This window comes from Mesorhizobium sp. LSHC420B00 (assembly GCF_000503055.1).
Taxonomy (GTDB): domain Bacteria; phylum Pseudomonadota; class Alphaproteobacteria; order Rhizobiales; family Rhizobiaceae; genus Mesorhizobium.
In genome coordinates this window covers 52,754-77,125 of the sequence record NZ_AYVY01000020.1, presented here as the reverse complement: position 1 = coordinate 77,125, position 24,372 = coordinate 52,754, and the positions used below count along the sequence as shown (strand labels likewise).

Sequence of the window (24,372 nt, the reverse complement as noted above, 5' to 3'; positions counted from 1 at the left end):
GGAATTTTGCAACGGAAGCCCGTGTCGGCGCCGGAACATTGCCGCCACAGCTTGCAGCGTTGCGGTTTCCAGGGCTTGGGGAAAATTGCGGTAATGCCGCTATCGATGAGATCGTCTGCGGACACGATGGCGAGGCTACTGAGCAGTTTGTGGCAGTGGATCGGACATCCGCGAAGGCGCCGCGGAACTGGCAACCCTCTAAAATACAGGCGGCGCCAGTTACGTGGCGCCGCCGTTATTTGTTTCTATCGGGAGGCTTTACGCCGCCGGCTGCGCCTCGATGGTGCGAAGCGCCTGCATCTGGCGCTTGGCCGCGGCCTTGACCGCGTCCTGCACCTTCTCGAATGCGCGCACCTCGATCTGGCGCACGCGCTCGCGGCTGATATCGAACTCGGCCGACAGCTCTTCCAGCGTCAACGGCTCATCGGCGAGGCGGCGCGCCTCGAAGATGCGGCGTTCGCGGTCGTTGAGCACGGCAAGAGCGCCCGACAGCATGCCGCGCCGGTTTTCCAGCTCGTCCTGCTCGATCAGCATCTCTTCCTGGCTTTCGTGGTCGTCGACCAGCCAGTCCTGCCATTCGCCGGATTCGCCTTCGCTTGCCCGGATGGGCGCATTGAGCGAGGCGTCGCCCGACAGACGACGGTTCATCGACACGACTTCCGCTTCCGAGACGTTCAGCCGGGTGGCGATCTCGGTGATCTGGTCGGGCTTCAAATCGCCTTCGTCGAGCGCCTGGATCTTGCCCTTCACCTTGCGCAGGTTGAAGAACAGGCGCTTCTGGTTGGCGGTGGTGCCCATCTTAACCAGGCTCCACGAGCGCAGGATGTATTCCTGGATCGAGGCCTTGATCCACCACATCGCATAGGTGGCGAGACGGAAGCCGCGCTCCGGTTCGAATTTCTTGACGGCCTGCATCAGGCCGACATTGCCTTCCGAGATCACCTCGCCGATCGGCAGGCCGTAGCCGCGATAGCCCATGGCGATCTTGGCGACGAGCCGAAGGTGGCTGGTGACGAGCTTGTGCGCAGCCGTGGTGTCCTCATGCTCGGCGTAGCGCTTGGCGAGCATGTACTCTTCCTGCGGCTGAAGCATCGGAAAACGGCGGATTTCTTCCAGGTAGCGGCTGAGGCCGCCTTCGCCGGAAACGATACTGGGTAGTGACTGGGCCATTATAGCGCCCCCTCTCTATTGGAGTGATGCCCCCGAAACGCGGCAGGCATGTGGCGCGAATGCCAAAGGCACATTCGCGCCAACCGACATATATAGGAACAAAACCAGAAAGACAGGCATTTGTTCAACACGAAACAGTGTGTCACGCTGAAGTGAACAACGCCGGTCAGGTTTTCAGGTGGTGGTTCAAAGCTTGCGGAAGCCGTCGACGAGGTTCTCCATGTCCCACGGTATCGGTGCTTCGAACCTCATCGTTAAATGGGTATCCGGATGCCGAAATGCAAGGAGGCGGGCGTGCAACGCTTGTCGCGGAAATGCTTTCACTTTGCTGGTTAGCGGCGCAGGCAACCGGTTGGCCTTGGTGCGGAAAGCCTGGCCGTATTCGGGGTCGCCAATCACCGGATGGCCGATATGGGCCATGTGGACGCGTATCTGGTGGGTGCGACCGGTTTCCAGCCGGCATTCGACCAGGCTCGCCGTGGCGAATTCCTGCTGCTGCTCGCCAAAGCGCTCAATGACGGTGAAATGCGTTATGGCGTGGCGGGCATCGTCGCGGCCTTGCGGCACCACGGCGCGGCGTACCCGGTCGGCGGCGCGGCCGAGCGGCGCGTCGACCATCCCCGTCGGCCTTGCCGGTATGCCCCAGACCAACGCCAGATAGGCGCGCTCGAGATCGCCGGTCAGGCCGTGGTCGGCAAAGGCCTCCGACAACGCCTTGTGGGCGCGATCGGTCTTGGCGACGACCATGACGCCACTGGTCTCCTTGTCGAGGCGATGGACGATGCCCGGCCGTCTCACCCCGCCGATGCCCGACAGGCTGTTGCCGCAATGATGGATCAGCGCGTTGACCAGCGTGCCGGTCCAGTTGCCGGCGCCGGGATGCACGACCAACCCGGCCGGCTTGTTGATGACGATCAGCTCGCTGTCCTCGTAGAGGACATCCAGCGCAATATCTTCGCCTTGCGGCTCCGCCGGTTCCGGCTCCGGCATGTCGACCGACACGCTGTCACCTTGTGCCATCTTGCGCTTCGTCTCGCTGGCTGGCCTGCCGCCGATCCTGACCGCGCCCTGCTTTATCAGCATCTGCACCCGGCTGCGCGACATGTCGGGGCCGAGCCTGGCCGCCAGCCATTGGTCGAGCCGTTGGCCGGCCGCATCGGCGCCGGCCTCCAGCACGATCTGTCTGGCCCCTATTAATTGTCTGACCTCTTCGTTATGAGCGCTCATCGAAAACAGTTCCGGAATCTGCTGCCATGGCCCAGCCGCTTGCCGACGAAGACGAGGAAAAGCCGCTCGACCCCGAGGTCGAAAAGGTGCGGAGGAAGCTCGTCCGCTTCGTCGCCATCAATCTCGGCCTGCTGTTCCTCGCCCTTATGGTGGTGATCGCGGCGCTTGTCTACAAAGCGCGCAATGCACCGCCTGTCAGCCCTCCGCTGAGCAGCGACATCCAGGTGCCGATCGGCGAACCGGTCAATGGCGACATCGTGCTGCCGGTCGGCGCCAGGGTGGTCAGTCAATCGCTCTCCGGCAATCGCCTGTCGATCGACGCCGAGCTGGCAGACGGCAGCCGCGCCATCTTCGTCTATGACATCACCGAACGACGCATCGTCGGCCGTTTTTCGATCAGGAACAAATGACCGGTTTTGCCGAACACCGCAGCATTGCCACGGTCGCGCTCGTCGTCGCAAATTATGACGAGGCGATCGCCTGGTATGTCGACCGGCTGGGTTTTGTCCTCACCGAAGATGTCGATCTCGGCGGCGGCAAACGCTGGGTCACGATCACGCCAGGCAACGGGCAGGGGGCGCGGCTGCTTCTGGCCGAAGCATCCGGCGATGCGCAAACGGACGCCGTCGGCAACCAGGCCGGCGGGCGGGTTTTTTTGTTCCTCGAAACCGACGATTTTGCCCGTGACCATGCGCTGATGCTCGAAAAGGGCGTCGAATTCCGTGAGGCGCCCCGGCACGAGACCTATGGCACTGTGGCGGTTTTCGCTGATCTCTACGGCAATCTCTGGGACCTGATCGAGCCAAAACGCTAGGCTTGCAGCGGATATTTCACCGGCGCGACAGGCAGCCTTAAGCCTAGTTGCTTTTTGCCAGCCGTCAGCCTATATCGCCGGTTCTTGAACGCGCCCATCGTCTAGCGGTCAGGACACCGCCCTCTCACGGCGGGAACAGGGGTTCGATTCCCCTTGGGCGTACCAAGTAACTCATTGAAATCGCTATCTGTTATTTCGAGATGGTCACAGACCGTTTCGATGGAACAAATATCCGACCAAATATAAAATCGGCAGTTTGGCGGGAATCAGTCCAGGTCTCGCGCCCCGATATCCTGCACGCGCTCGAATAGCGCATGATAGAGATCGGCTCGAAAGCCCTGAGTGTCCTGACCCTTATGATATTTGATGACGATGTATGGGTTCCATAATTGGACGTAGTGCAGGTTACCTGACACACCTGGCTTGGTGATCAGAAATCCCAATTCTTCCAATCTCCTCACCCGCTCCTTCCATGTAGACACTGTCCGCTCGCCGGAGAAGCCGGAGGCGAACGCCGTTTCTGCTTGCTTGCTCAGGGTCACGAAACCATCATCATTACTCCTGCACCAAAGTTCTAGGAACGTCCTAGCGACCGGCTTACCCTTGCCAGATAACGCATCCATGATTGCGCCGATGAGTGGCATGGTGCGAGGAATGGTGGTGAACCCCTTCGCCGTTTTTCGCGACCATGTAAGCTCGGGGTCTAATAGGCCAAAGACCTCCTTTCGAAGCTCCGCCTGCTTGTCTTCGATCGTCTTCTTTGCGACGGCTCTTGCTGCGTTCATTTTTTGCGCTCCCTAAGTTAAATGGGTTGGCTGCGGGTTTGGACCCCGCAGCCGTTAGTGAAGGTGGCTTCGGGATTGGAAGCCGGAGCCGCTAGAAGGTTGGCTGCGGGTTTGGACACCGCAGCCGTTATAGAAGTTCTGCAGCTCGGGTTTGGACGCCGAACTGATTGAACTGCCTAAATGAAGAGTAATTCTCCAATGTTTTCAATGGTTTACTTGGTGCTTCGCGGTATCTCCGATCTGCATATAACGGCAATTCAATTGCCGATCTTTGCACATATGATGTCAACTCGAAAGCCGTTTACCTTTGCGCTAAAGTTCCTTCTCTAGCGAAATCAACGAGTTACGCTGCTTTGCCCGTGCTCCCATGTTATCTTGTTATCCGAATGTGCTCCACTGTGCTCCCGGTGCTCCATATGGGAGTGTGAGGGAACCCGGTCAGCGTTTTTGCTAAGATCGAAAACTACGGCCGTAGGCAGGCGTTCGCCTCGCCCTGTGTATCCGGTGCGCCGGATCGTCCGCGCGCGTCCTGCACAGAGATAGATGGGGCTAGCCACGTATTCGAGACTCAGTAGGATAGCGCTTCGCGGGAGGGTGCTGTGCTAGACACGATTCAATCGGTATTGACTGCCGTCGCTACGGGGGCCGGCATATACGCTGCCTTCGATGGTCTCCACGCGTGGAAGCGAGAGATGACCGGCAAGCGCGACATCGAGCTATGCCAAAAAGTCATCGAGATATTCTACGAGGCCGAACACAAGATGAATGTGCTGAGGTCGCCAATGTCGTACTCTCAGGAGGGCGAGGGCCGAGCGAAAGAAGAAGGCGAAACTGAACGAGAGACGGATCGCCGAAACCATCTGTTTGTTCCATTAGCAAGGTTTAATTCCCAATCCGAATTTTGGTCGGAATTCTTTTCTTATCGATTTCGGATGAGAGCTTTGTTCGGTGATTCAGCATCAGACGCATTCCGCCCGGTAGATGAAGCTGTCCGAACTTTTCGCGCAACAGCAGCGACGAGGTACCAGGCGCTCTTCAGAGATGAACGCGGGTTGAATCCCGAAACAAGCCGATCGTTCGACAATAAAATATGGGCGGGTACGAGCGATCCTGACGTGATTGCCGACAAGATGAAGGAAGCAATCGCCGCTATGGAAGCAATTTGTATTCCAATCGTCCGCGCTACCAAACCGTCCGAATGGTGGAGTGGGATTTATAAGAAATTTCGTTTGTTCTAGTCCGACGAGCCCGCTCTCGCGCGCGCGACCCCCCCTGGAACGAACGTGACGCTCACGTTTGCGCCGGCGTTCCCAGTGCTTTCTCGAAAGCGGCGGTGGCTTCAGTCATCGCCTTGGCGTCCTCAAAGGCGCGGCCTTCCGCTTCGACATCGCGCATCCGTTCGGCTTCGCGGGCGAATGTGTCGACCGCGATGTTGAGGTGTGTCTCGGCAATTTTGAGGTCCTCAAGCTCGGTGTCGAGTGCCGGCGATGTTCGCGAAATAATCAAGTCTTCGATGACCGACATTGGAAGGCCGATCTTGCCGGTGAGCAACGGCGACTGACCCCTGATGCAGGCAATGACCCAATATTCGCCGCGATCGATGGCGGCGTTGATTTCGGCATCGCGTTCCTTTTGCGAAAGGCCGCGCAACACCTGCCGAACCTCATCGGCCTGAGGAAATTTGCCGTTCAGGCCCGACTTTTCGAAGGCTTCCGTGCGGAGGCGTTCGCGGCGATCGCTCAGGGCTTTCCGCGCCTGCTGGGTGATCAACCCGATCTTTGCCAACGCTTGATCGTGCAACTTTCTGTATTCGAACGCTCGCGCTTCCGGTGTTTGGCGGCGATCGGTGGTGGACCGGACTTTGGCCAAGGCCGAATGGAGCTCGCCCATGCGCTCGATGCCCGCGCCCAGAAGGTCGAATTCCGGGACGTTTTTCTCATGGTTCAAATGCCTTACGCCAGCGGCCCTCAACGTTGCTGGTGTTGTTCCTTGGATTAGGTGCCGCATGGCGTTTTACTCCTGAGTTTTGATGAGGTTGAGGTAAGCGTCACGGAAGGAGTTCCGCATTGAATCGCGGTCCATGCTGCCGTCGCCGGTGTTGATGTAGTCGACGCCGCTGAACAGCATGGATCCATTTTCTGGCGCCGGCTCATGATAGCCGACAGGGATGCCCCCGGACCCAGCGCCGTATCGTCCGACCTGCATCTGCGGTGCGTCGGCATCGTTCTTCGCGATGTAAAGACACCCGCACAAAACGTTGGCGTAATCGTCCGAGCCAGAAGTGGGATGGTCGACGCTGTCCTTACCGGAGCGGTGGGTGCGCCTTTCGAGGAGGCGGAGCTCCCGGACCAAAATTGGCAGGTCGGCAAACGAGATCGCGCCACGGACGAAGGAAGGCACTGCCTCGACGTAAAGCTGGCTCTTCGGGACCGGCGCGCGGACATAGGCCATGCCTGCCGCTTCGAACGCGCTTACGACCCATTCGCCCGAATAGTTGTCGCCGGTGACGCTGGAGCAGCCATAGTCCTTCGCCAGCTTGGCGAATTCTTCGGCAACGTTGTTCGGGTCGAAGGGCGGTTTGCGGCCGACGATCGCGGCGGCGACGAAGCGCGAGCCTTCGGTGTAGCCGATGCACATTGAGAAGGCGTCATGACGTCCGGCGCTGGCGTCGACGAAGGCGAAATAGTCGTGCTCGCGCTGCGGCGGAAGCTGGATCGGGCGGTTCGGATCGATCGCCCGGTCAATGGAGTTATCGTCAAGGAGCGCGGAAATGTCGTTGCGGAAATTGCCGCCCCACTCGGAAGCCGCTGCTTCGGGATCGGCTGCATACTCCTCGTCGATCCGAGCTTGGTCGATCGTCGGATTGAGCCGGCGCGTGTCGGCCTTGATGACCAACACCGGGCCGTCCTTGTTGAAGTTGTCGCGGTGCTTTTGGTAGATCAGGCCGATCTTCCTGTAGGGGCTGGAAATGCCGATCAACATGCCGCCGGTGGTGATCAGCGCCGGGATGGTGGCCCGATAAATTTCTTGGTCGGGGTTTGCGGAGGTCTCGTCGCGCCAAAATGCCGTTTCGTCGAAGATGGCCGCGAGCAAGGTCCGGGAGCGAACTGTGCGGAAGGAGTTGGTTGTAACCGCGATCGTGATGCGGTTGTCCAGTTCGATCTCGTCGCTGTTGTGGTTGACGACCATCTGGCGCAGGACTGGGGAGGCGGCGAAGAAGGCCTTAATGTAATTGAAGATTGTCTTGGACTGGTCCTTCGTCGGAGACATCACGACAATGAAGCCAGTTTCGCCGGGAGCGAGCTTGCCCGAATGGTCGAGTGTCGCGATGTAGCTGGCGATGAGGGCTGCTGCCCTCGACTTGCCGCCTCTTCTGCCTGCCAAAACCCAAAGCTCACGGACGCGCTCGGTGGGCGGGGATCGACCTGGCCCTGCCAGTTCGGCGAAGAGGTCTAGCTCATCCTCCGTGAGGGGCTGACCCCACGCGGCGCGAAAGATGGAGCGCCACGTTGCCCATGACGCGAGATCGCCAAGGGCGGCTCCGAGCAAGAGCGGGTCAGCTAGGGCATCGTCGATCGTCTCGTGGATCACAGGCCACCTGCCTGCCGCTGGGCGCGATACTGCTGGAGGGTGGGTGTGACGTTCTTGGCCTTGCGCTCGATCCCCAATGTTTCCAAGATTCGGCGAAGGTGTCCGGCCAGCCGGCCGAAGAGGTCCATGTCGGCGTCGAGGCCTTCCGACAATCGGCCTTCCATCTGTTCGAGTTGGACCGACAGCGTGGCGGCGCGGCGGATGAGGGAGAGTTGGGATTGGGACAACGCCTCTGCCCCGCCAAGGTCGCTCGCGTGCTCCGAGCACAGGTCCTTGTACCGACGAGACCAAGGGCTGTTCCCGTCTCCCTCGATGAACAGCTTGCGGCCGTTGGTAACGGCGCTGCGCTGGGTAGGCGCGAGCTTAGCGGCGGGCGGGCGGTTCGCGGGCATATTTGCTCGGATATTTGTTCGGGAGCGCTGATAATCGCCCGAGAGAGCCATAAAGTCTTGATTTTTGTAGGTTTTCTGGAGTTTGTCTTAGTTCCGTTCCCGCCTGACGAAGGCGAAGCAGCCTAGTCGAGGGATGCCTGCGCAGGAAAATTCTGGGGAAGTGGCGTGTCTTTGGGGCTTGGTTTCCACAAGCCGAGAGGGGGTAAAGAACTACCGGAGATACGGAGATACCGGAGAATTTATGGTCATAGGCTGAAAAAAGGGAGAGGAGCTAAATTCCATAGCTCGCTCGAAATAACCCCGGGAACCCCGGAACTCCGGTAACTGTCATCTCATTCTGGACCACTGCCTAGGGCTTGCCAACTTGGACGATTTTCCAGCGCTTCTGGTTCGCAATCTTGTCATTGGCCCCCTCCAGCCGGCATCCATCGATGATGCGTCCATGATGGCGAGCTAGCCAATGTCCGAGGCGAAGGTTCGATATGCTGCCACGATCGCCCGCAATGACCATTAACGCGGCGCGCAACGCCGGCTTAGCAAGCCTCATCGCTTCAAGCTTGACCGTACCGTCGAAAAGGCCAGATGCTGAACCTATCGCCTCCCCGATCAATTCACCTGTGCTGAGTGGCTTTTCGAAACCTACATCATCACGTAAGGCGATCATGACACTGACGAAGTTTGAACGCTCAGGATCATTGTCGCGGGCAGCTTCTATCGTCGCGCAAGGATCGGCTTTACCCAGCCAGACAAGTGCCGATCTTATAAGGTCAGACCATTCTTCGAACGATCCAAGCTTTGGCAATCGATCAGGCATTCCAGCAACGAAATAGGCACGTACGACGGTCAGCGCCGCCGCAATGTATTTGCCCCGATCTTCAAGCACCCGCGTCACCGGATGGAAATTGAAAGTTCGAAAGTTCGGGTCCTCCATACCAGCATCCATCATGCAGGAGATCGCCCGCCTCACAATGTCACCGGACAGTTGGAGATTGTTCCCATTGGCGACTACGGTGGCCCGGTTCTCAATCGTAATGCTTTCCGAACGGCCTAGTGGCCGGATGTTGACAGACGGACGATCGAGCATCTGGCACAGGGCGTCACCTCGCAAAATTCCGTTCAGGTTATCAATCGAGACGATCGCTTGGCCTGCAATCATTTCGGCCGCAATCCGCTTTTCAAGTTCATCCGAATTCCAACCGGCCGAGATCACTGGGCTTGGCTGACCAAACGCGATGGCCGCGACGGTATCGCCAAGTACAGATTTCCCGGTGCCCGCGACGGGAGCATTAAAGACATGCATGGGGACAGCGGTGCATGCCCCGCGAGCTATGACTGAGAGGATCGCCGATAGCGCTACCGATCGCGATGCATCATCTACAAACGGGAATTTGACGAGGAGGTCGTTTAACAGCGACAGTGATTTTTCGGCGTCTTTCTTTGTCGGCTTGTCCGAGATGGGTGGCATCGGCGGCGGGTCTATAAGGTACAATTGCGTGTCCGGATCGTACCCGGCGGCAGTTAGTATGCTACCGTCCGGGCGAAATGTCGGATGAGAGATCACGCCGGCAAGCTTGCGAAGTTTGTGGCTACCGCCCCTCTGAATCAACGCTTCGGCGGTTCGATGGGGCGGATTGGCAGGAACAAACTTCTTCTGTTTGAGGTCATAGCGGATCCAGTTCGCCGCCGGTGATAGGAACTCAACGGCAAGATTAACGGCCGACAGTTTTACCGCACGGCCGACCTTCGTTGTGCTGCCGCGTCTCGACTTGACTGTCTCGACGCGAGGAGTGACCAGAATGCCGCCGCGATCGAATACGGGCAGTCGCTCTATGCTAAGCGCCTCCTCCGCGTCAGCGAGCATCCGATCTTCTTTACCGGCTGCAATGACGATGGTCATTTTCCAAGGCACGCAGCGATCGGCCAATGACATCAGTTCCTTCTTGATCGCAATATTGGCTGCTGAAGTATTGCCGTCCTTCTTCCTGTTTCCCTTCTTGTATCCGAACTCGCCGCGACAGGCTTCTATCCAATCGCTAGCATCACCGCCGTCATCCCGTAGTTCCGGGAGCTCCAAGACGCGAACACTCTTCGCACCATGTCGCTTAACTGATCGAGCGACACGTTCGGCATGCCATTTCCCTGGCTGATCGTTGTCAGGCAGGATGATGATATCGCGTCCAGCAAGCTCCTTGGAGAATTCGTCGTGCCACACTCCGGGCGCAGTTCCCCCATCGCAAGTCACGGCGACACAGCCAATGCCTCGAACTGCATCACAGTCTTTCTCCCCTTCCGTTATGAAAACGGGAGCAGTGGTGGGCGCGGCCAGATATTCAGGAAAGCGGTACAACAATCGCTCTGTGCCATCTAAACCGTCAACCCATTCTGGCCCACGCTCGGTCGACGGCCGGCTTACGCGGAATGTCTTCGGAACGCCACGTTCTTTCCGGTAGCAGATGTTGCTGAACCGGTCTTTGTAATAATAAGTGGCGTCGACTTTGGTATCTGCTGTCCAAGCAGGGGTTCTCGCGAAATAGTCGTCATTCATTATCGCCGCATCCAATTCACTTAAAGGCGCGGCGGATCGTTTCAAGCTTTACCTCGTGAGTAAAAGCTTATAAGATCAGAGCCGCATTGACCTGCATTTATCGAGAGACGTTCACTGCTGCCGGGTTACATCCATCGCCCGGCAGTTTTTTTCTATATTGGCACCACATCGACAACCGGCTCGTAGGCGATAGGCCAGTTTCTCGGCGACGAGCGAAAATGCCGCGCGATGATGAAAACCGTTTCGAGGTCTCTGTCATCAAGATCGAAAACGCACTCAAGCCAGCCCTCAAAATTGCGCCACAACCACCAAACTTTTTCGGTGTTTCGAACGCTCGGAAACAGGGCCTGATTGACGAAATTGGCGGCTTCTAAGATCGCCCACTGGCGAAGGATGTCGGCCTCATCCTCATCATCCTCCCAGAAGCGCTCGCCCAAGATCGCTTCCTGTTCAATTTGGCGGAGTTCGGTGGCGGAAAATCCGTATGCCTTGGCCAAAATGGCAAGAACGCGCGACCGGTACGGTTGCTCGAAATAGGCAACCATTGAACCCGCCACGGAAATAGTCGTTCCGGGAAAATCTCTCATCGCGTACGCTCCTTTTTCTTCCGGCTTCTGGCGACCGATAGCGCATAGCGATAGCTAGTCACGGCGGCAGGCACCTTGCCGACCTTCATCTCAGCGCGGTAGGCGATCGCAAGCTCGCGAGCGGCCACCATGTCTTCGTCCGAAATGCCATGCCGTTGTTGAGCGGCGACGAGATCGGCGCGCAAGATCGCGCCCCAACCGACAGCCAGCGCGGCGGCTATTTGGGAAACAATGTCACGAGTAATAGCGGTGCCAGGTTCGGCGGCGACAGTCTCAGACATTTAGGCTGCGTTCCGCTGGCGCCGGCCGTTCTTGCGGTCGCGCTCGTTGACCGAATGGGTGGCCTTGGCGACCATCCGTTTCCGAGCCCGCTCAATCGCGGCGGCATCTTCCGGCGACGGGTTTTCCAAACGCTGCTGCCACGCGCGCTCGGCTTCTGCGCTGATACGGACAATGGTTGTGCCGGGAATGCGCATTTCGGAAGGGCCAGTGCCGGCGCTTTTGGCCTTGTGATAGCTGTTGGGGCTAATGCGGTTACGTTTACAGAATTCCCGAATCGTGAACGCGGCGCGCGGCGCTTCATTCGTCTCATCCATGAGAACACTCCATAGGGAGCGCGCGCCGGTAAAGCGCGTCGATGCTCTTCTGCCGTTTGGTGTCTCGTGGTCGAAGGCGACTTATTAGCGGACCCCTATCCGCTGCGGAGACCCCTAGAGATTCCTCTAGAACGTCTCCGAAGTAAAGCGGTATAAAAGAACTTTTCTTTTATTTGTGGATTGCGGTGACGTTACTCACTTCAACAGCACCATAGCGCGGCGCACCCGCCATGATTGCTTCATCGATGAAATTTGAGGTCAGGTGAGCATAATGACGCTCAACCATCGTCGTGTCGCGGTGCCCCAAGTTCATCGCCACGACCATCAGCGGCGTCCCGTTCATCACCGCCAAGGAAGCCCAAGTGTGGCGCAATTGATGAAAGCCGACAGCCGGGACGATCCTGGCCGCTTTGCAGGTCTCCCGCATCGGACGGCCCTGCGATGACTCCTTCCATATTTCGGAGCCGTCGCGGCGGAACATCGGCTCGTCGCCAGCGCGGCCTGCAACGAGCGCGGCGAAAAACTCCACGCCTTCCTCAGTCAAGCGGACGGTGCGTGGCTTCCCGGACTTCGACGTATGGATCATGATCTTGCCGCCCGCGAAGTCGCGGACCTTGAGCGCGCATAGCTCGCCATAGCGACACCCCGTTAGGAGCGCGCCGTGCACGAGGTCCCGAAAGCCGGAGGCGCGATCGGCCGCATTTATCAGACGCTGGGCCTCGGCGACCGACAGGAAGTCCGGGCGCGCGGCGTCGACCTTCCCGAACGGCTTGACCGTGCGCCAGGCGTCCGGCTTGTCGGCAATTTCGTCGTTCTCGGCATAGGCGCGGTTGAGCGCGGCTTTGAGGGTCGTCAGCGTCCTGTTGACTGTCGCCTTGCGGGCGCGAATTTCATTTTCGGTCTCAGGAGCCTTGGCGGTCTTCGGTTCCTTGCCCTTCCTGGATCGAAGGAGCCGGCCCTTTTTGGCGAGGTCGTCGCGCCATTTTTCTATCTGCCGTTTCGTGAGTTCGGACACTTTGTACTTGCCGAGCACTGGAAGGATGAGGGCGTTGGCGCGGCCTTCGGCGTCCTTGCCGCTCTTCTTTTCGGCCTTCAAATAGCGGATGTAGTCTTCAACGGCCTCGGCAACAGTCAGGTTCGCAGTTTTCGGCCTGCCCTCGACAAGGTTGCGATGCAGCAGGGCGAGCTTCTGGGCCTCCTCGAAAGTGAACGTGCCCGGGGCCTTTGAGCTCTCGTCGGCCGTCTCGTGCGCCGTTCCTAGGAGGGACACCCGATAACGCTCACGGCCAACATAGCGCCGGACCAACCAGACGCCGGCCGCGTCCCTAGACTTGCGGCGGTATCCGAGATGAAGCCTTTCCGGAACGAGGGTTTTCCAATGAGGCCGCTTACCAATGGCGAGCGCCTTTCTCGCGGTCGGATTATCCAGTTTCGCGTCTTTTACGGTCTTCGGCACTTCGCCCTCCATCACAACTCGGAACAAATATGAACCAAATATCCGTCCGAGTTTGCCGGAGTTCGCTTTGGTTCGATTTCAACCAAGTATATGATATTGCATGGCTTTTGGATACCCGGAAAAACTCGGAAAGGCTGTCCGGACGCCCTCTCACGGCGGGAACAGGGGTTCGATTCCCCTTGGGCGTACCAAGTCTCTCCAAGCTCTCCGCAAACCATCAATCCGATCCATCGCCTTGGGTCGCGGCGGGTTTGGCTCATTGCCGCTCAGTCATGGCTTCGCACGATACCAAGATATGCTGCGAACGACACATCCACGGCGCGCTCAACCATTCGATCTATTCCGGTAAGCCGAAAAGTGTTTGCGCGCCTGCTATTCCTCCGAGCGGATGACTGCCCATGGCGATCATCGGCTCGGTAGTTTCTGCCTCGAACACTGTCGACGCGAGCACCGTCCGTCCCAACGGCTTGCACAGCCCTTCGATGCGGCTGACAAGATTTACAGCCTTGCCGATAGCGGTGAAGTCCAACCTGCCGGCAGTGCCGATATTCCCCCAGAGTATCTCGCCGACATGCAGGCCAATGCCATATCCGAGCTCAGGGCCGCCATTGCGGCGCCGAGTTTGGTTGAGATGATCTATCCCGGCGCGCGTGGCCTTCACGGCGCGTACCGCAGCGTCACATGCGGCATTTGCATCGCGCTCGCCAATCGGGAAAATCGCGAGGACGCCATCACCTATAAACTTGAGAACCTCACCACCAAATGCGTGCACCGCGCCGGCGACGCAATCGAACCAGGCATCAAGTACCAATACGATCTCGTCTGCATCATGAACCTCGGATAGATCGGTGAAACCTCGAAGGTCCGCGCACAGAAGCGCGGCCCGTATCGTCTCTCCCTTTACTCGACGAGAATGACCGTTGAGCACATGTGCTGCACTGCGCTTTCCCAAATATGCTTCGAGCAATGCGCGTTTCGCGGACCGTTCTGCGAGTGCGGTCATCGGAGCCGCAGCAAACCGGGAGATTTGCCGCAGCAGCTCTGACTGCGCCTCATCCGGAGTATGATCGAACGCCCACACCAAAGTCGGTGCGACACCGCCCGCTCGCTCGTCGAACACCATCGCCCGCGTCGTGCCAAGCCACTCCCGCAGCACGAGCCGGGGATCGGCATTCTGGCGGTCGGCGCCTATGCCCAAAGCCTCGACCACTTCATTCCCAGGCGCTCGCCAGAGCCAGATGCGGCGTGAAATGATCGGGTCGGGAGCATCCTGCGCCAGCGCGCCGGCGATGATCGGCAGGCCGTCTTCCATCAAATGCGTTGAGAGCTGCAATAGAAGTCGCCCACCGTCGCCAATATGCGCGGCGTCGTCCAGAAGGAATGAAAGCGAGTTTGCGAGAAGCATCGGTAGAAGGTCACTCGGCACAGGCTTATGCTTACGCCTCGAACATCTTCTTGCAACTCCCCACATTCGCTTCAATCATGCACGGCATTCGATGCGGATGTGACCTGGAGTGAGCGATGGCGGAATCGGTTTACACAGAGATTGAGGTCGCCGCGCCACAAGCGACCGTGTTCGCGCTTTTGACGGATCCGGACCAGATCGTGCGATGGATCGGGACCGAAGCGAATTTGGATGCATCGCCGGGCGGTCTGTTCCTCGTCAATGTCGGTGGTCGCCATATGGCCCGCGGTGAGTTCACCGAGGTGATCCCGGTCCACCGTCTTGCCTACAGTTTTGGCTGGGAAGACAACGAGACCGTGCCGCCCGGCTCCAGCCATGTCGAGATCGACCTGATCGCGAGGGATGCGGGGACACTGATCCGCTTCACGCACAGCGGACTGCCGAACGCAAAGGAGCGTGACAGCCACCGAAGGGGATGGGAGCACTACCTCTCACGGCTGAAGATCACTGCTGATGGGGGACATGTCGATCCCGACGTGCCGATGAAGAATATGTGATTTTCATCTAAGGGCCGCGGATGCCCGTAATCCGAACCAGGCGCGGCATGCGTCAACGAGGCCCCTTTGACCTGCCGTCGCCAAACCGGCCGCTCGGGAAACCCAGCGACCTGCGGGCTGCCGCACCATTACAGCTGCCGGCGACGGATCGTTTCGGCGAGCTCGGCGAAGGCGTCCGCGATCCCGGTGCCGCTCTTGGCGCCTGCGTGGAGTTCTTGAAACTCAGCGCTTCTGGCGCAACGCCTCGGATTGAATTAGCATCCGTTCATCAAAGCTCCGGCCGCACTCCTGCAGGATGCGGAATGCGGAGCGCAGGCGAGCGAGGCCGGGCGCGGTCACATGCCGGGCGCTGATCCAAGCGCGACTGGGCATCCGAACTTCCGTTCGGCGGCAAGACGGCGTGGCCGGGAGGAGTCAGATGCAGAAGCTGCAATCACAAGGCGTCCATCACATCACGCTGGTCGGCGCCGATCGCCAGAGCTCCATCGATTTCTGGGAAGGCGTGCTCGGCATGCCTTTCATCTTCGAGCAGCCCAACCTCGACAAAGCCAGCGAAAGCCATCTTTATTTCGATCCGGGCGACGGCCGGCTGATCACCGTCTTCACCGACGAGAGCCGCACGCCGGTCAAGCGGCGCACGCCAACCGATACGGGCTGCGTCCATCACATCGCTTTCGCGGTGTCGCGCGTCACCTTTTTGCAGGCGGTCGGCCGGCTCGACGAGCGCGCCATCAAGCACAGCGGCGTCAAGGATCGCGGCTTCATGGACTCGATCTACTTCGAGGATCCGCTCGGCCTGCTGATCGAGCTCGCCTCCTACCGTTTCGAGCCGCCGGCGGGCTTCACCCATGCCGACGTGTTGATGCAGGCGCACAAGATCCGCGTCGCGCGCGGCGACTACGCAATAGCCGAGGTGCATCTCGCCGACGCGATCCAGGCGCTTGTCGAGCGCTCCCGCGCGACCTTGTCGGAAGACCGCGCTCCGAAAGATCCATACTGACGACAGGCCAAACAAAGGGAGGACACAATGGCAAAGACGACAACGAAGAGTGCGAAGAAGCCGGCCGCCAAGGCCGCTCCGAAACCAGTTGCCAAGGCCGCGACAAAGCCTGCAGCCAAGGCGTCGAAAGCGTCCGCCAAGTCGGCAACGAAAGCCGCCGCAAAACCTGCAGCCAAGGCATCCGCGAAGTCCGCGCGGAAGGCCGTAGCGAAATCAGCGAAAAAACCCGCGCTGATGCTCAGCATGCTGAAGCCGAGCGTCAACAATATGAGCGTACGGGTGTTTGCGCGCGCGGCCGGGCTCGACCATTCCGAGACCGACGTATGGGGCCACACGCGCTCGCCTGAATACATGGCGCGAAACCCGGCCCATTTGACGCCGATGATCGAGGACAAGGGCCTGCCGAGAGGTGTCTTGTGGGAAAGCTGCGCCATCATGCAGTACCTCGCCAACAAGCACGGGCTGGAGAAACTATATCCCAAGGCGCCGGCCAAGCGGGCAATGATCGACAGCGCCATGTTCTACCTGATCGGGACGCTCTACCCCTATGTGGCGCGCGCCACCTATCCTGCACTGAATTTCCCGCAATATGCCGGCGAGGTCGGCCACAGCGACGCTCATCCCGACAAGAAGTCGGAAGCCCAAAAGGCCGCTATAGAAGCGATAGCCGAGCCGCTGGAGGTGTTTCACAGCTTCTTCAGGAACGGCAAGCCGTTCATCGGCGGCAAGAACCCGTCGATCGCCGACATCCGTCTGGCGGCGACGCTCGAGTTCCTCGCCGTCATCGACTATGCGCTGCCCCAATGGGCAAAAGACTATATGACGGCGATCGAGAAGAAGCTCGGCAAGGCCTATGCCGAGCCGGCCGGCGATGTGCGCGGCTATATCGCCTATGTGCGGTCGCAGGCCAACGCCTGAGGCACGTGCAGGCCGGCGATCGTCCGTACGTTCTGCAGGAGCCGGTAACGATCTGGGGTAATTCTTTTTTACTCTCCCCTGTTTGCACGATGTGGGGAGCTTAAGGTTTCGTTAACCGAAACCCTTTCTACTGTATCCACCTCCAGCCCGCGACCACGGATGTACTGGCGCGGATGGAAAGCAAAGGTCGGCTGCTCGCCGGCCTTTTGCTTGTTGCAGCCCTGCCGAAGTTGCGGCCGACGGCGCTTCACGACGCCTGCATGGCTGATGAAGCGCGTTGCTGGCACCTTGTCATCGCCGATGTCGGCCCTACCATCGAAGTTAGTCACGTCCTCGAGGGCGGTTCAAGGACAGAGGCCCTGTCATGAAAAGCATTGCTGGAATGGTGGTGATTGCAGGCGCCATGCTGGCGGGCACAGCCGGTCAATCGAATGCAGCAACGCTCAACTCCATGCCCGAGGTCGGGGCTGCCATCCAGGCGTGCTGGACCCCGCCAGCGAATGCCGGGAACTCCACCGTCACCCTGAGCTTCAGCTTCAGGCGCAATGGCACGCTGATCGGCCGGCCCAAGCCGACTGCCATCCGCGTGGCCGGCGACGAGAAGGCGCGGCAAGCTTTTGTCGATGCGGCGATTGCGGCCGTGGACCACTGCCTGCCGTTGAGCCTTTCACCGGCGCTGGCTGAAGGCATCCCGGGCAAGGTGTTCACTCTGCAATTCAACTCGCCCAAACAAAAACAGCCTGCAACGCGGGTGCAGGCTTCGCCTTGATCTTTTCCGACAACCGGATTCTACTTTTCGGGATCTAGCGCATGTCGAGCAAAAGTGTGCAGCGGTTTTGCGACAACGACATGCATAAAACAAGAACCTAAGCGCGTCGCATGAGGCCCGGTCGACCGCGATGCGCTTTAGTGGCGGCTTCGTCTGGCCTCGACATGTCGCGCCAGTTCCGGCATTTCGAAGACATAGTCGCTCCAGGCCGATTCCGGAATCTGGCCGGCGAGATAGCACTCCAGCAAAAGCCTCTGCTCGTGGTCGAGCGGCCTCGGTGTGCGTTCATGGTCCAGCCCAAGTGAATGGAACAGATTCCTGGTCAGGCCCGCGACAGTGAAATGAATCGACATTTGCGGTCTCCTCCTTTGGCCGCTCAACGCCGAACTTGGGGCTAAGGTTTCAGCAACGGCCGGCCGGTAACGCCGGATTGATCGCGGTGCGGAACCGGCCGGGTGCTTCAAACTTCGCCGTGGCGCGAGTTCGCCGGCGTTGCTGCCGGTTCGTCTCAATCTTGAAATAAAAATGTAATATTGAATTTACGCCAGTGGATATAATACACTAGAACTAAAGTCTCTGGTGGCGGGGCGGTCTACTTCAATTAGGTAAAACTGATTTAGCCAGTACTTATCCATAGTCGACAAAGAAATCCTGTTCTCGGCGCAACAAGAACAATGGTCGCTCCAATGACACGCTTCTGGCTTCTCACGATTCTGATGCTGGTGTCGGCAATAGCCGTTGCGCTCGGCACGTCCTCCTCCTATGCGGATAGCTGCGGCGCGATCAGGAGCCAATTGCTTTCGGCGGGGCGTGGCGCCGGGACCAGCCCCGAGCTTGCCCAACTACGCCGGCAACTCGCCGCGATTCAAAGGCTGGAGAGACAGCGCCGATGCACGGCGAAAACGGCCGGGTTCTTCTTCAACCCCTGCGCCGACCTCGTAAGCAGCAAGGCGGAGGTGCAACGGCAGATCGCCAGACTGTCGAATTCGGGCAGGGACACCTCCGGCCTGAAGGCCAGGTTCGTCGCGCTGGGCTGCGCCGCCCCCGCTGCCAAGAAGCAGCAGGCGCAGCAAGACCAGCCGCCGGCGCAGCAGCGCACAGCACCCAAAACCCAGTCCGCAGGCGCAACAATGGGTGGCAATCGGATGCTGTTTTGCGTTCGCTTGTCGGACGGATATTTCTTCCCCGCGCCAAAATCGCAGTTCGCCAAGAACGACGATCTGAAGGAAACGGTCGATCAGTGCCGCTATATCTGCGACGATGCCGGCGTCGAACTCTATACGCTGAGCGATGCCACCCGCGAGACCGAAGAGATGATCGCGCTCGAGACGCAAAAGCCCTATGTGGAGCTTGCGACCGCCTTCAGGTACCGCGACGACGCGAACTTCAAGGCCTGCGACGTCAAGCGCTATTACCAGCGCGTCGCCGAACTCAGGGCACGAACCGTGACACCGGCCAACATGAGCAACGCCATCATTCCGTTGCCGACGGCAAAGCCGGATTTTGGCATCGTCGCGGAAATTCCTGAATCCGGGATCGAAACCGCCGGTACCGCTCTCGCAGGGGCAAAAACGCCGGTTGCCGAGGTGCCAGGGGCTGCCCAGCATCAGTCGGTCGAAAGAGCGATCGGCGCGCGGCCGGTGAGAGTGGTCGGGCCGGCCTTTTTCCCGGCGGACTGACCAGGGCAGGCGATGTCCCGAGACGGCGAACGGCTGGCCGGATAGCCGCTTCAAGGCCTACAGCCGCACGTATCGACCGACGGCCGGTTGGTTATTCGCAGACCATGCGGGCCCGTTTGCCGGGCTGGCTGACATTCCTGCAGGTGAGCGGCTTCGCCGGCTCCGATGACAGCATGGGCGGATTGGCGACCTTCCTTCGTGGCGCTGCAACGGAAGCTGCGCTCCGGCGCACCGCCGGCCTTTTCGGCGTTTGAGGCGCCACAGGAAAGACATCGGTCTCCAGCTGCGACTGTTCGGCTTGCGCCTGCGGAGAAGGCCGGTCCCAGAAACGGCGAACATCGAGCGGCTTGGGAATGATCACGGTGCCGTCATAGCTGCGCGCGCAGCCGGTTCCCAGAAGCAGCGCCAGGCACAGGAAGACAGGCAGAATCCGTCGAAACATCAGCAACACCCCTGCAAGCTTATAACGCTGCTTCGGCCCAACCGACAACCGGCGGAATAGTGCAGAGGGAGTAGGTAAGGTGAAGTAGAAATCGCCGCACTTCCAGTCGAAGGCCCCGCTCGAAAGATCGATCGCCGGGTCGGGCGCGGATGGAGGTCCAGCGCGAGGCGAATTAAAACCTTGCGATTCGTCACCGCTTCCAGCGTAAGGCCATGGTGCGATCGCACCATACCCAATGGCGCGCTCAGTCGCGACAATGGGATATTCGAAGTTCCGCTCCTCCAGTTACGGGCGGGAGCAGCGACCGCCGGCAAGAAACAGGGTCAGATTTACCCCAACGGACCTGTTTCGGCGATGGCGCGGCCATGACACGTTCTGGCTGCATGCAACGCGCTCCCGTCCGGCTTTTTTCTTCTCAAGGTCAGTGGCTGCTATCGTCGAGCGGACAAAGCCGGCCGGAATTCACGCAAGCTGCTGATTCCAGCGGCAAACCGCGGCCCATGCCGACAAAGCCCGCGGCCGTTCCTTCTTAACCCGGCTGGACGACGTTACCGGAGCGACATGAAACTGTCATGCGACTGTAATAATCGGGGGCTATTGGCCTCAGCGGGCGCCGGAGGAATGGCGCCGAGAGACCATATTCCGAACAGGAGCAGGCCACATGAGACATTTCATCCGCTCGGCGGCCGTTGCGATTGCAATGGCTGCGGCGACGACTACCCTCACCCTGTCCGCCGCGCTCGCCGCGGACATCTCCGGCGCCGGCGCCACCTTCCCCTACCCGATCTATGCGAAGTGGGCCGACACTTACAAGAAAGACACCGGCATTGGGCTTAACTATCAGTCGATCGGTTCCGGCGGCGGCATCAAGCAGATCAAAGCCAAGACCGTTACCTTCGGCGCTTCTGATGCGCCGCTGAAAGGCGAAGAGCTTGAATCGTCCGGATTGGCTCAGTTCCCGATGGTGATGGGCGGCATCGTTCCCGTCGTCAACCTCGAAGGCATCAAGCCGGGCGAGTTGGTTCTCGACGGCCCGACGCTGGCCGACATCTTCCTCGGCAAGATCACGAGCTGGGATGACGAGGCGATCAAGAAGCTCAATCCCGACGTCAAGCTGCCTTCGCAGGCGATCGCGGTCGTTCACCGTTCCGATGGGTCGGGCACGACGTTCAACTTCACATACTACCTCGGCGACGTCAGCGCGGACTGGAAAGAAAAGGTCGGCGTCGACAAGGCCGTGGAATGGCCCGTGGGCATCGGCGCCAAGGGCAATGAGGGCGTTGCCAACAACGTCTCCCAGACCGGCGGCGCGATCGGCTATGTCGAATACGCCTATGCCAAGCAGAACAAGCTCACCCACACCGATATGATCAACAAGGACGGCAAGAAGGTCGAACCCACCGCGGCGGCATTCTCGGCGGCAGCGGCCAATGCCGACTGGAGCTCGCAGCCGGGCTATGGCGTCATCCTCGCCAACGAGCCGGGCGCCGAGTCCTGGCCAATGACGGCGGCGACGTGGATCCTCCTGTACAAGAAGCCGGACGACGCGGCGACCACCGGCGAAGCGCTCAAATTCTTCGCCTGGGCATACGACAAGGGCGACGAGATGGCCGGCGAGCTGGACTACGTTCCGATGCCCGACAAGGTGGTCGAGAGCGTCAAGGCCATGTGGGCCAAGGAAGTCGTCGGCAGCGACGGCAAGCCGCTCTACTCGGCTATGTAATCTCCTCCAGGGAGGGCGTCGACGGCGCCCTCCCTGTTGCCTTCAATCGCGAGGACCCAATGACCATCGCTTCCGATGCCATGCTATCATCTGCAGCCCGGGCCAGGGAAGCTACGGTGCGGCGCTTCGCGCTCACAGACGCCATATTCCGCGGACTCACCCGCGCTTCCGCAATTCTTGTGCTGGTCATCCTCGGTGGTGTCGCAATCTCGCTGTTTGCCGGCTCATGGCAGGCCCTGTCGTCCTTCGGGTTCTCTTTCCTGACGACTGAAAGCTGGAATCCGGTAACGGAAAAATTTGGCGCGCTGGCGCCGATCTACGGCACGCTGGTCACGGCGGCCATCGCCATCCTGATCGCGGTTCCGATCGGCATCGGCATTGCCGTGTTTCTCACCGAACTCTGCCCGCGCCCGCTCAGGCGCCCGATCGGCATAGCGGTCGAGCTGTTGGCCGGCATTCCCTCGATCATCTACGGCATCTGGGGCCTGTTCGTGTTCGCGCCGTTCCTGCAGACGACGATACAGCCCTTCATCATCAACATCTTCCACGGCGTGCCGGGACTATCCAGCCTTTTCGCCGGCCCTCCTTACGGCATCGGCCTTCTGACCTCGGCGCTGATCCTCGCCATCATGGTGCTGCCCTTCATCACCTCGATCACCAAGGACGTCTTCGATACGGTGCCGGCGGTGCTGAAGGAATCGGCCTACGGCATCGGTTGCACGACCTGGGAAGTGACCCGGCGCGTGGTCATTCCCTATACCCGCATCGGTATCATGGGCGGCGTCATGCTTGGCCTCGGCCGCGCGCTCGGCGAAACCATGGCGGTGACCTTCGTCATTGGCAACGCCCACCGCATCAGCGCCTCTCTGTTCGCGCCGGGCACGACGATCTCGGCGACCATCGCCAATGAGTTCACCGAGGCCGACGGCGATCTCTACACCTCCTCTCTGGTTTCGCTCGGCCTGATCCTGTTCGTCATCACTTTCCTGATCCTTGCCGCCGCCCGCTATATGCTGATGCGGATCGACGCCCGTACGGGAGTCTGACCGATGTCGACATCCTCATCGCTCCACAGCCGCCGCAAAGCCAGGAATTCGGTGATGATGGCGCTTTGCGTCGTCGCCGCCGGCATCGGGCTTGCCTGGCTGGCGCTCATTCTCGGTGCACTGGTCTATAAGGGCACAGCCGGGCTTTCGTTCGCGGTCTTCACCGAGATGACGCCACCGCCAGGCGAGGCCGGCGGCCTGCTCAATGCAATCGCGGGCAGCCTGCTGATGACGATCATCGCCGTTGTCGTCGGCACGCCGATCGGCGTGCTGGCGGGAACCTACATGGCCGAATATGGGCGTTTCTCGCGCATCACCACCGTCGTGCGCTTCATCAACGACATCCTGTTGTCGGCGCCGTCGATCATCATCGGCTTGTTCGTCTATGAACTGATGGTGCGGCCAATGGGACATTTCTCGGCCATAGCCGGCGCCGTTGCGCTTGCCATCCTGGTCATTCCGGTGGTCGTGCGCACCACTGAAGACATGCTCAACCTGGTGCCGAACGCGTTGCGTGAAGCCGGCGCCGCGATCGGCGCGCCGCGCTGGGTGGTGATCCGCTCGGTCGCCTACCGCGCCGCATTGTCCGGCATCGTCACCGGCATATTGCTGGCGATAGCACGCATTTCCGGCGAGACGGCGCCGCTGCTCTTCACCGCGCTCAACAACCAGTTCTGGAGCAGCAATATCAACGCGCCGATGGCCAGCCTGCCGGTGACCATCTTCCAGTTCGCTCTCAGCCCTTATGAGGAATGGCAGCAACTGGCGTGGACCGGCGCACTCATAATCACCCTGACGGTTCTGGGCTTGAGCATCCTCGCCCGCAGCCTTACCGGACGCAGAGAGGACAGATGACACAGATGTTGTCCCCGGACATGACGATGACCGAAACGGTCGCCGAGAAGACGAAGATCGAGGTCAAGAACCTCAACTTCTACTACGGCCAGAGCAAGGCGTTGAAGGACATCACCTTGTCGCTGCCCGAGCGCAGCGTCACTGCCTTCATCGGCCCTTCGGGCTGCGGGAAATCGACGCTGCTGCGTGTGTTCAACCGCATCTACGAACTCTACCCGAAGCAGACAGCCGAGGGCCAGGTGCTGCTCGACGGCAAGAACATTCTCGACCGCTCGCAGGACCTCAATCTCCTGAGGACCAAGATCGGCATGGTGTTCCAGAAGCCGACGCCGTTCCCGATGTCGATCTACGAGAACATCGCCTTCGGCGTCAGGCTTTATGAGAATCTGGGCAAGTCCGAAATGGACGGCCGCGTCGAACAAGCGTTGAAGCGGGCCGCGCTGTGGGGCGAGGTCAAGGACAAGCTCAACGCCAGCGGCTTGAGCCTGTCAGGCGGCCAGCAGCAGCGGCTTTGTATTGCCCGCACCGTGGCGGTGAAGCCGGAAGTCATTCTGCTCGACGAGCCGGCTTCGGCACTCGACCCGCTGTCGACCGCCAAGATCGAGGAACTGATCGACGAATTGCAAGCCGACTACACGATCGTCATCGTCACCCACAACATGCAGCAGGCGGCGCGCGTGTCGCGCCAGACCGCCTTCATGTATCTGGGTGAACTGGTAGAGTTCGACCGGACCGAGAAGATCTTCACGTCGCCCCGCGAGAAGCGCACGCAGGATTACATCACCGGCCGCTTCGGCTGAGCCGTTCCGATCACG

Annotated in this window: 26 protein-coding genes and 1 tRNA gene; 13 read left to right on the top strand and 14 right to left on the bottom strand. The window is 59.9% G+C overall.

From position 1 onward, the window contains the following. Positions 1 to 258: 258 nt before the first annotated feature. Positions 259 to 1,170 (bottom strand): RNA polymerase sigma factor RpoH, encoded by a 912-nt coding sequence (rpoH, locus tag X760_RS63385; protein WP_023720954.1) that lies wholly within the window; start codon positions 1,168 to 1,170, stop codon positions 259 to 261. A 186-nt stretch (positions 1,171 to 1,356) separates the two neighbouring features. Further along, positions 1,357 to 2,397 carry an RluA family pseudouridine synthase gene (locus X760_RS63380; protein WP_023720953.1) on the bottom strand — a complete coding sequence of 347 codons (1,041 nt, stop codon included), beginning with the start codon at positions 2,395 to 2,397 and terminating at the stop codon, positions 1,357 to 1,359. Positions 2,398 to 2,423: 26 nt separating this feature from the next. Between X760_RS63380 and X760_RS63375 the strand changes: the two genes are divergently transcribed. From X760_RS63375 to X760_RS63365, 3 genes are all read left to right on the top strand, one after another. Next, on the top strand, positions 2,424 to 2,807 hold the full coding sequence (locus tag X760_RS63375; RefSeq protein WP_023720952.1) for a hypothetical protein: 384 nt from the start codon (positions 2,424 to 2,426) through the stop codon (positions 2,805 to 2,807). Continuing rightward, positions 2,804 to 3,211, top strand: coding sequence for a VOC family protein (locus X760_RS63370; protein WP_023720951.1), 408 nt, complete (start codon positions 2,804 to 2,806; stop codon positions 3,209 to 3,211). The genes X760_RS63375 and X760_RS63370 overlap by 4 nt, the downstream gene beginning before the upstream one ends. Before the next feature lie 90 nt (positions 3,212 to 3,301). Continuing rightward, positions 3,302 to 3,376: transfer RNA gene (locus tag X760_RS63365), tRNA-Glu, on the top strand. A 101-nt stretch (positions 3,377 to 3,477) separates the two neighbouring features. Here the strand turns inward: X760_RS63365 and X760_RS63360 are convergent. Further along, positions 3,478 to 3,996: a hypothetical protein gene (locus tag X760_RS63360; RefSeq protein WP_023720950.1), complete on the bottom strand. Its 519-nt coding sequence runs from the start codon at positions 3,994 to 3,996 to the stop codon at positions 3,478 to 3,480. 692 nt (positions 3,997 to 4,688) lie between these two features. On the opposite strand from X760_RS63360, the gene X760_RS63355 reads away from it, so the two are divergent. Continuing rightward, positions 4,689 to 5,234 (top strand): hypothetical protein, encoded by a 546-nt coding sequence (locus tag X760_RS63355; protein WP_198030529.1) that lies wholly within the window; start codon positions 4,689 to 4,691, stop codon positions 5,232 to 5,234. Between the two features lie 52 nt (positions 5,235 to 5,286). Here the strand turns inward: X760_RS63355 and X760_RS63350 are convergent, their stop codons facing one another. The 9 genes from X760_RS63350 to X760_RS63320 all read right to left on the bottom strand — a co-directional run bounded on the left by X760_RS63350 (position 5,287) and on the right by X760_RS63320 (position 14,568). After that, on the bottom strand, positions 5,287 to 5,943 hold the full coding sequence (locus tag X760_RS63350) for a hypothetical protein (RefSeq protein WP_023720948.1): 657 nt from the start codon (positions 5,941 to 5,943) through the stop codon (positions 5,287 to 5,289). A 66-nt stretch (positions 5,944 to 6,009) separates the two neighbouring features. Then, on the bottom strand, positions 6,010 to 7,380 hold the full coding sequence (locus X760_RS63345; RefSeq protein ID WP_051409723.1) for a hypothetical protein: 1,371 nt from the start codon (positions 7,378 to 7,380) through the stop codon (positions 6,010 to 6,012). Positions 7,381 to 7,583: 203 nt separating this feature from the next. Then, a complete protein-coding gene (locus X760_RS63340; RefSeq protein ID WP_023720946.1) occupies positions 7,584 to 7,979 on the bottom strand; it encodes a hypothetical protein in 396 nt (131 codons plus the stop codon). 349 nt (positions 7,980 to 8,328) lie between these two features. Then, on the bottom strand, positions 8,329 to 10,569 hold the full coding sequence (locus X760_RS73815; protein WP_156948163.1) for a hypothetical protein: 2,241 nt from the start codon (positions 10,567 to 10,569) through the stop codon (positions 8,329 to 8,331). Between the two features lie 107 nt (positions 10,570 to 10,676). Further along, positions 10,677 to 11,111: a hypothetical protein gene (locus tag X760_RS63330; RefSeq protein WP_156948162.1), complete on the bottom strand. Its 435-nt coding sequence runs from the start codon at positions 11,109 to 11,111 to the stop codon at positions 10,677 to 10,679. Then, positions 11,108 to 11,392 (bottom strand): hypothetical protein, encoded by a 285-nt coding sequence (locus X760_RS0138870; protein ID WP_031194540.1) that lies wholly within the window; start codon positions 11,390 to 11,392, stop codon positions 11,108 to 11,110. Before X760_RS0138870 ends, X760_RS63330 begins: the two co-directional genes overlap by 4 nt. Next, complete coding sequence (locus tag X760_RS63325) at positions 11,393 to 11,707, bottom strand: hypothetical protein (protein WP_023720942.1); 315 nt, start codon at positions 11,705 to 11,707, stop codon at positions 11,393 to 11,395. A gap of 169 nt (positions 11,708 to 11,876) precedes the next feature. Further along, positions 11,877 to 13,163 (bottom strand): site-specific integrase, encoded by a 1,287-nt coding sequence (locus X760_RS0138865; protein ID WP_031194539.1) that lies wholly within the window; start codon positions 13,161 to 13,163, stop codon positions 11,877 to 11,879. A 337-nt stretch (positions 13,164 to 13,500) separates the two neighbouring features. Then, a complete protein-coding gene (locus X760_RS63320; RefSeq protein WP_023720940.1) occupies positions 13,501 to 14,568 on the bottom strand; it encodes an adenylate/guanylate cyclase domain-containing protein in 1,068 nt (355 codons plus the stop codon). Between the two features lie 116 nt (positions 14,569 to 14,684). On the opposite strand from X760_RS63320, the gene X760_RS63315 reads away from it, so the two are divergent. The 4 genes from X760_RS63315 (at position 14,685) to X760_RS63295 (ending at position 17,812) form a co-directional block, all read left to right on the top strand. Then, on the top strand, positions 14,685 to 15,125 hold the full coding sequence (locus X760_RS63315) for an SRPBCC family protein (RefSeq protein WP_023678521.1): 441 nt from the start codon (positions 14,685 to 14,687) through the stop codon (positions 15,123 to 15,125). Between the two features lie 418 nt (positions 15,126 to 15,543). Then, on the top strand, positions 15,544 to 16,125 hold the full coding sequence (locus X760_RS63310) for a VOC family protein (RefSeq protein ID WP_023720938.1): 582 nt from the start codon (positions 15,544 to 15,546) through the stop codon (positions 16,123 to 16,125). A gap of 27 nt (positions 16,126 to 16,152) precedes the next feature. Next, entirely contained in the window at positions 16,153 to 17,043 is an 891-nt protein-coding gene (locus X760_RS63305) for a glutathione S-transferase family protein (RefSeq protein WP_023720937.1), read from the top strand. Between the two features lie 364 nt (positions 17,044 to 17,407). After that, positions 17,408 to 17,812, top strand: a complete 405-nt coding sequence (locus X760_RS63295; protein WP_023720935.1) for a hypothetical protein — start codon at positions 17,408 to 17,410, stop codon at positions 17,810 to 17,812. Positions 17,813 to 17,949: 137 nt separating this feature from the next. On the opposite strand, the gene X760_RS63290 is transcribed toward X760_RS63295, so the two are convergent. Beyond that, positions 17,950 to 18,165 (bottom strand): hypothetical protein, encoded by a 216-nt coding sequence (locus tag X760_RS63290; protein WP_023720934.1) that lies wholly within the window; start codon positions 18,163 to 18,165, stop codon positions 17,950 to 17,952. 333 nt (positions 18,166 to 18,498) lie between these two features. Between X760_RS63290 and X760_RS63285 the strand changes: the two genes are divergently transcribed. Continuing rightward, entirely contained in the window at positions 18,499 to 19,491 is a 993-nt protein-coding gene (locus X760_RS63285) for a DUF2865 domain-containing protein (protein ID WP_023720933.1), read from the top strand. Positions 19,492 to 19,582: 91 nt separating this feature from the next. On the opposite strand, the gene X760_RS63280 is transcribed toward X760_RS63285, so the two are convergent. Continuing rightward, a complete protein-coding gene (locus X760_RS63280; protein ID WP_023720932.1) occupies positions 19,583 to 19,933 on the bottom strand; it encodes a hypothetical protein in 351 nt (116 codons plus the stop codon). 661 nt (positions 19,934 to 20,594) lie between these two features. On the opposite strand from X760_RS63280, the gene pstS reads away from it, so the two are divergent. The 4 genes from pstS to pstB all read left to right on the top strand — a co-directional run bounded on the left by pstS (position 20,595) and on the right by pstB (position 24,357). Beyond that, the gene (gene pstS, locus X760_RS63275; RefSeq protein WP_031194537.1) at positions 20,595 to 21,656 is read left to right on the top strand and encodes a phosphate ABC transporter substrate-binding protein PstS; all 1,062 of its coding nucleotides are present in this window, start codon (positions 20,595 to 20,597) and stop codon (positions 21,654 to 21,656) included. Between the two features lie 80 nt (positions 21,657 to 21,736). Next, on the top strand, positions 21,737 to 22,702 hold the full coding sequence (pstC, locus tag X760_RS63270) for a phosphate ABC transporter permease subunit PstC (RefSeq protein ID WP_156948166.1): 966 nt from the start codon (positions 21,737 to 21,739) through the stop codon (positions 22,700 to 22,702). A 3-nt stretch (positions 22,703 to 22,705) separates the two neighbouring features. After that, entirely contained in the window at positions 22,706 to 23,557 is an 852-nt protein-coding gene (pstA, locus tag X760_RS63265) for a phosphate ABC transporter permease PstA (RefSeq protein WP_023720929.1), read from the top strand. Further along, the gene (gene pstB / locus X760_RS63260) at positions 23,554 to 24,357 is read left to right on the top strand and encodes a phosphate ABC transporter ATP-binding protein PstB (RefSeq protein WP_023720928.1); all 804 of its coding nucleotides are present in this window, start codon (positions 23,554 to 23,556) and stop codon (positions 24,355 to 24,357) included. The genes pstA and pstB overlap by 4 nt, the downstream gene beginning before the upstream one ends. Positions 24,358 to 24,372 lie beyond the last annotated feature (15 nt).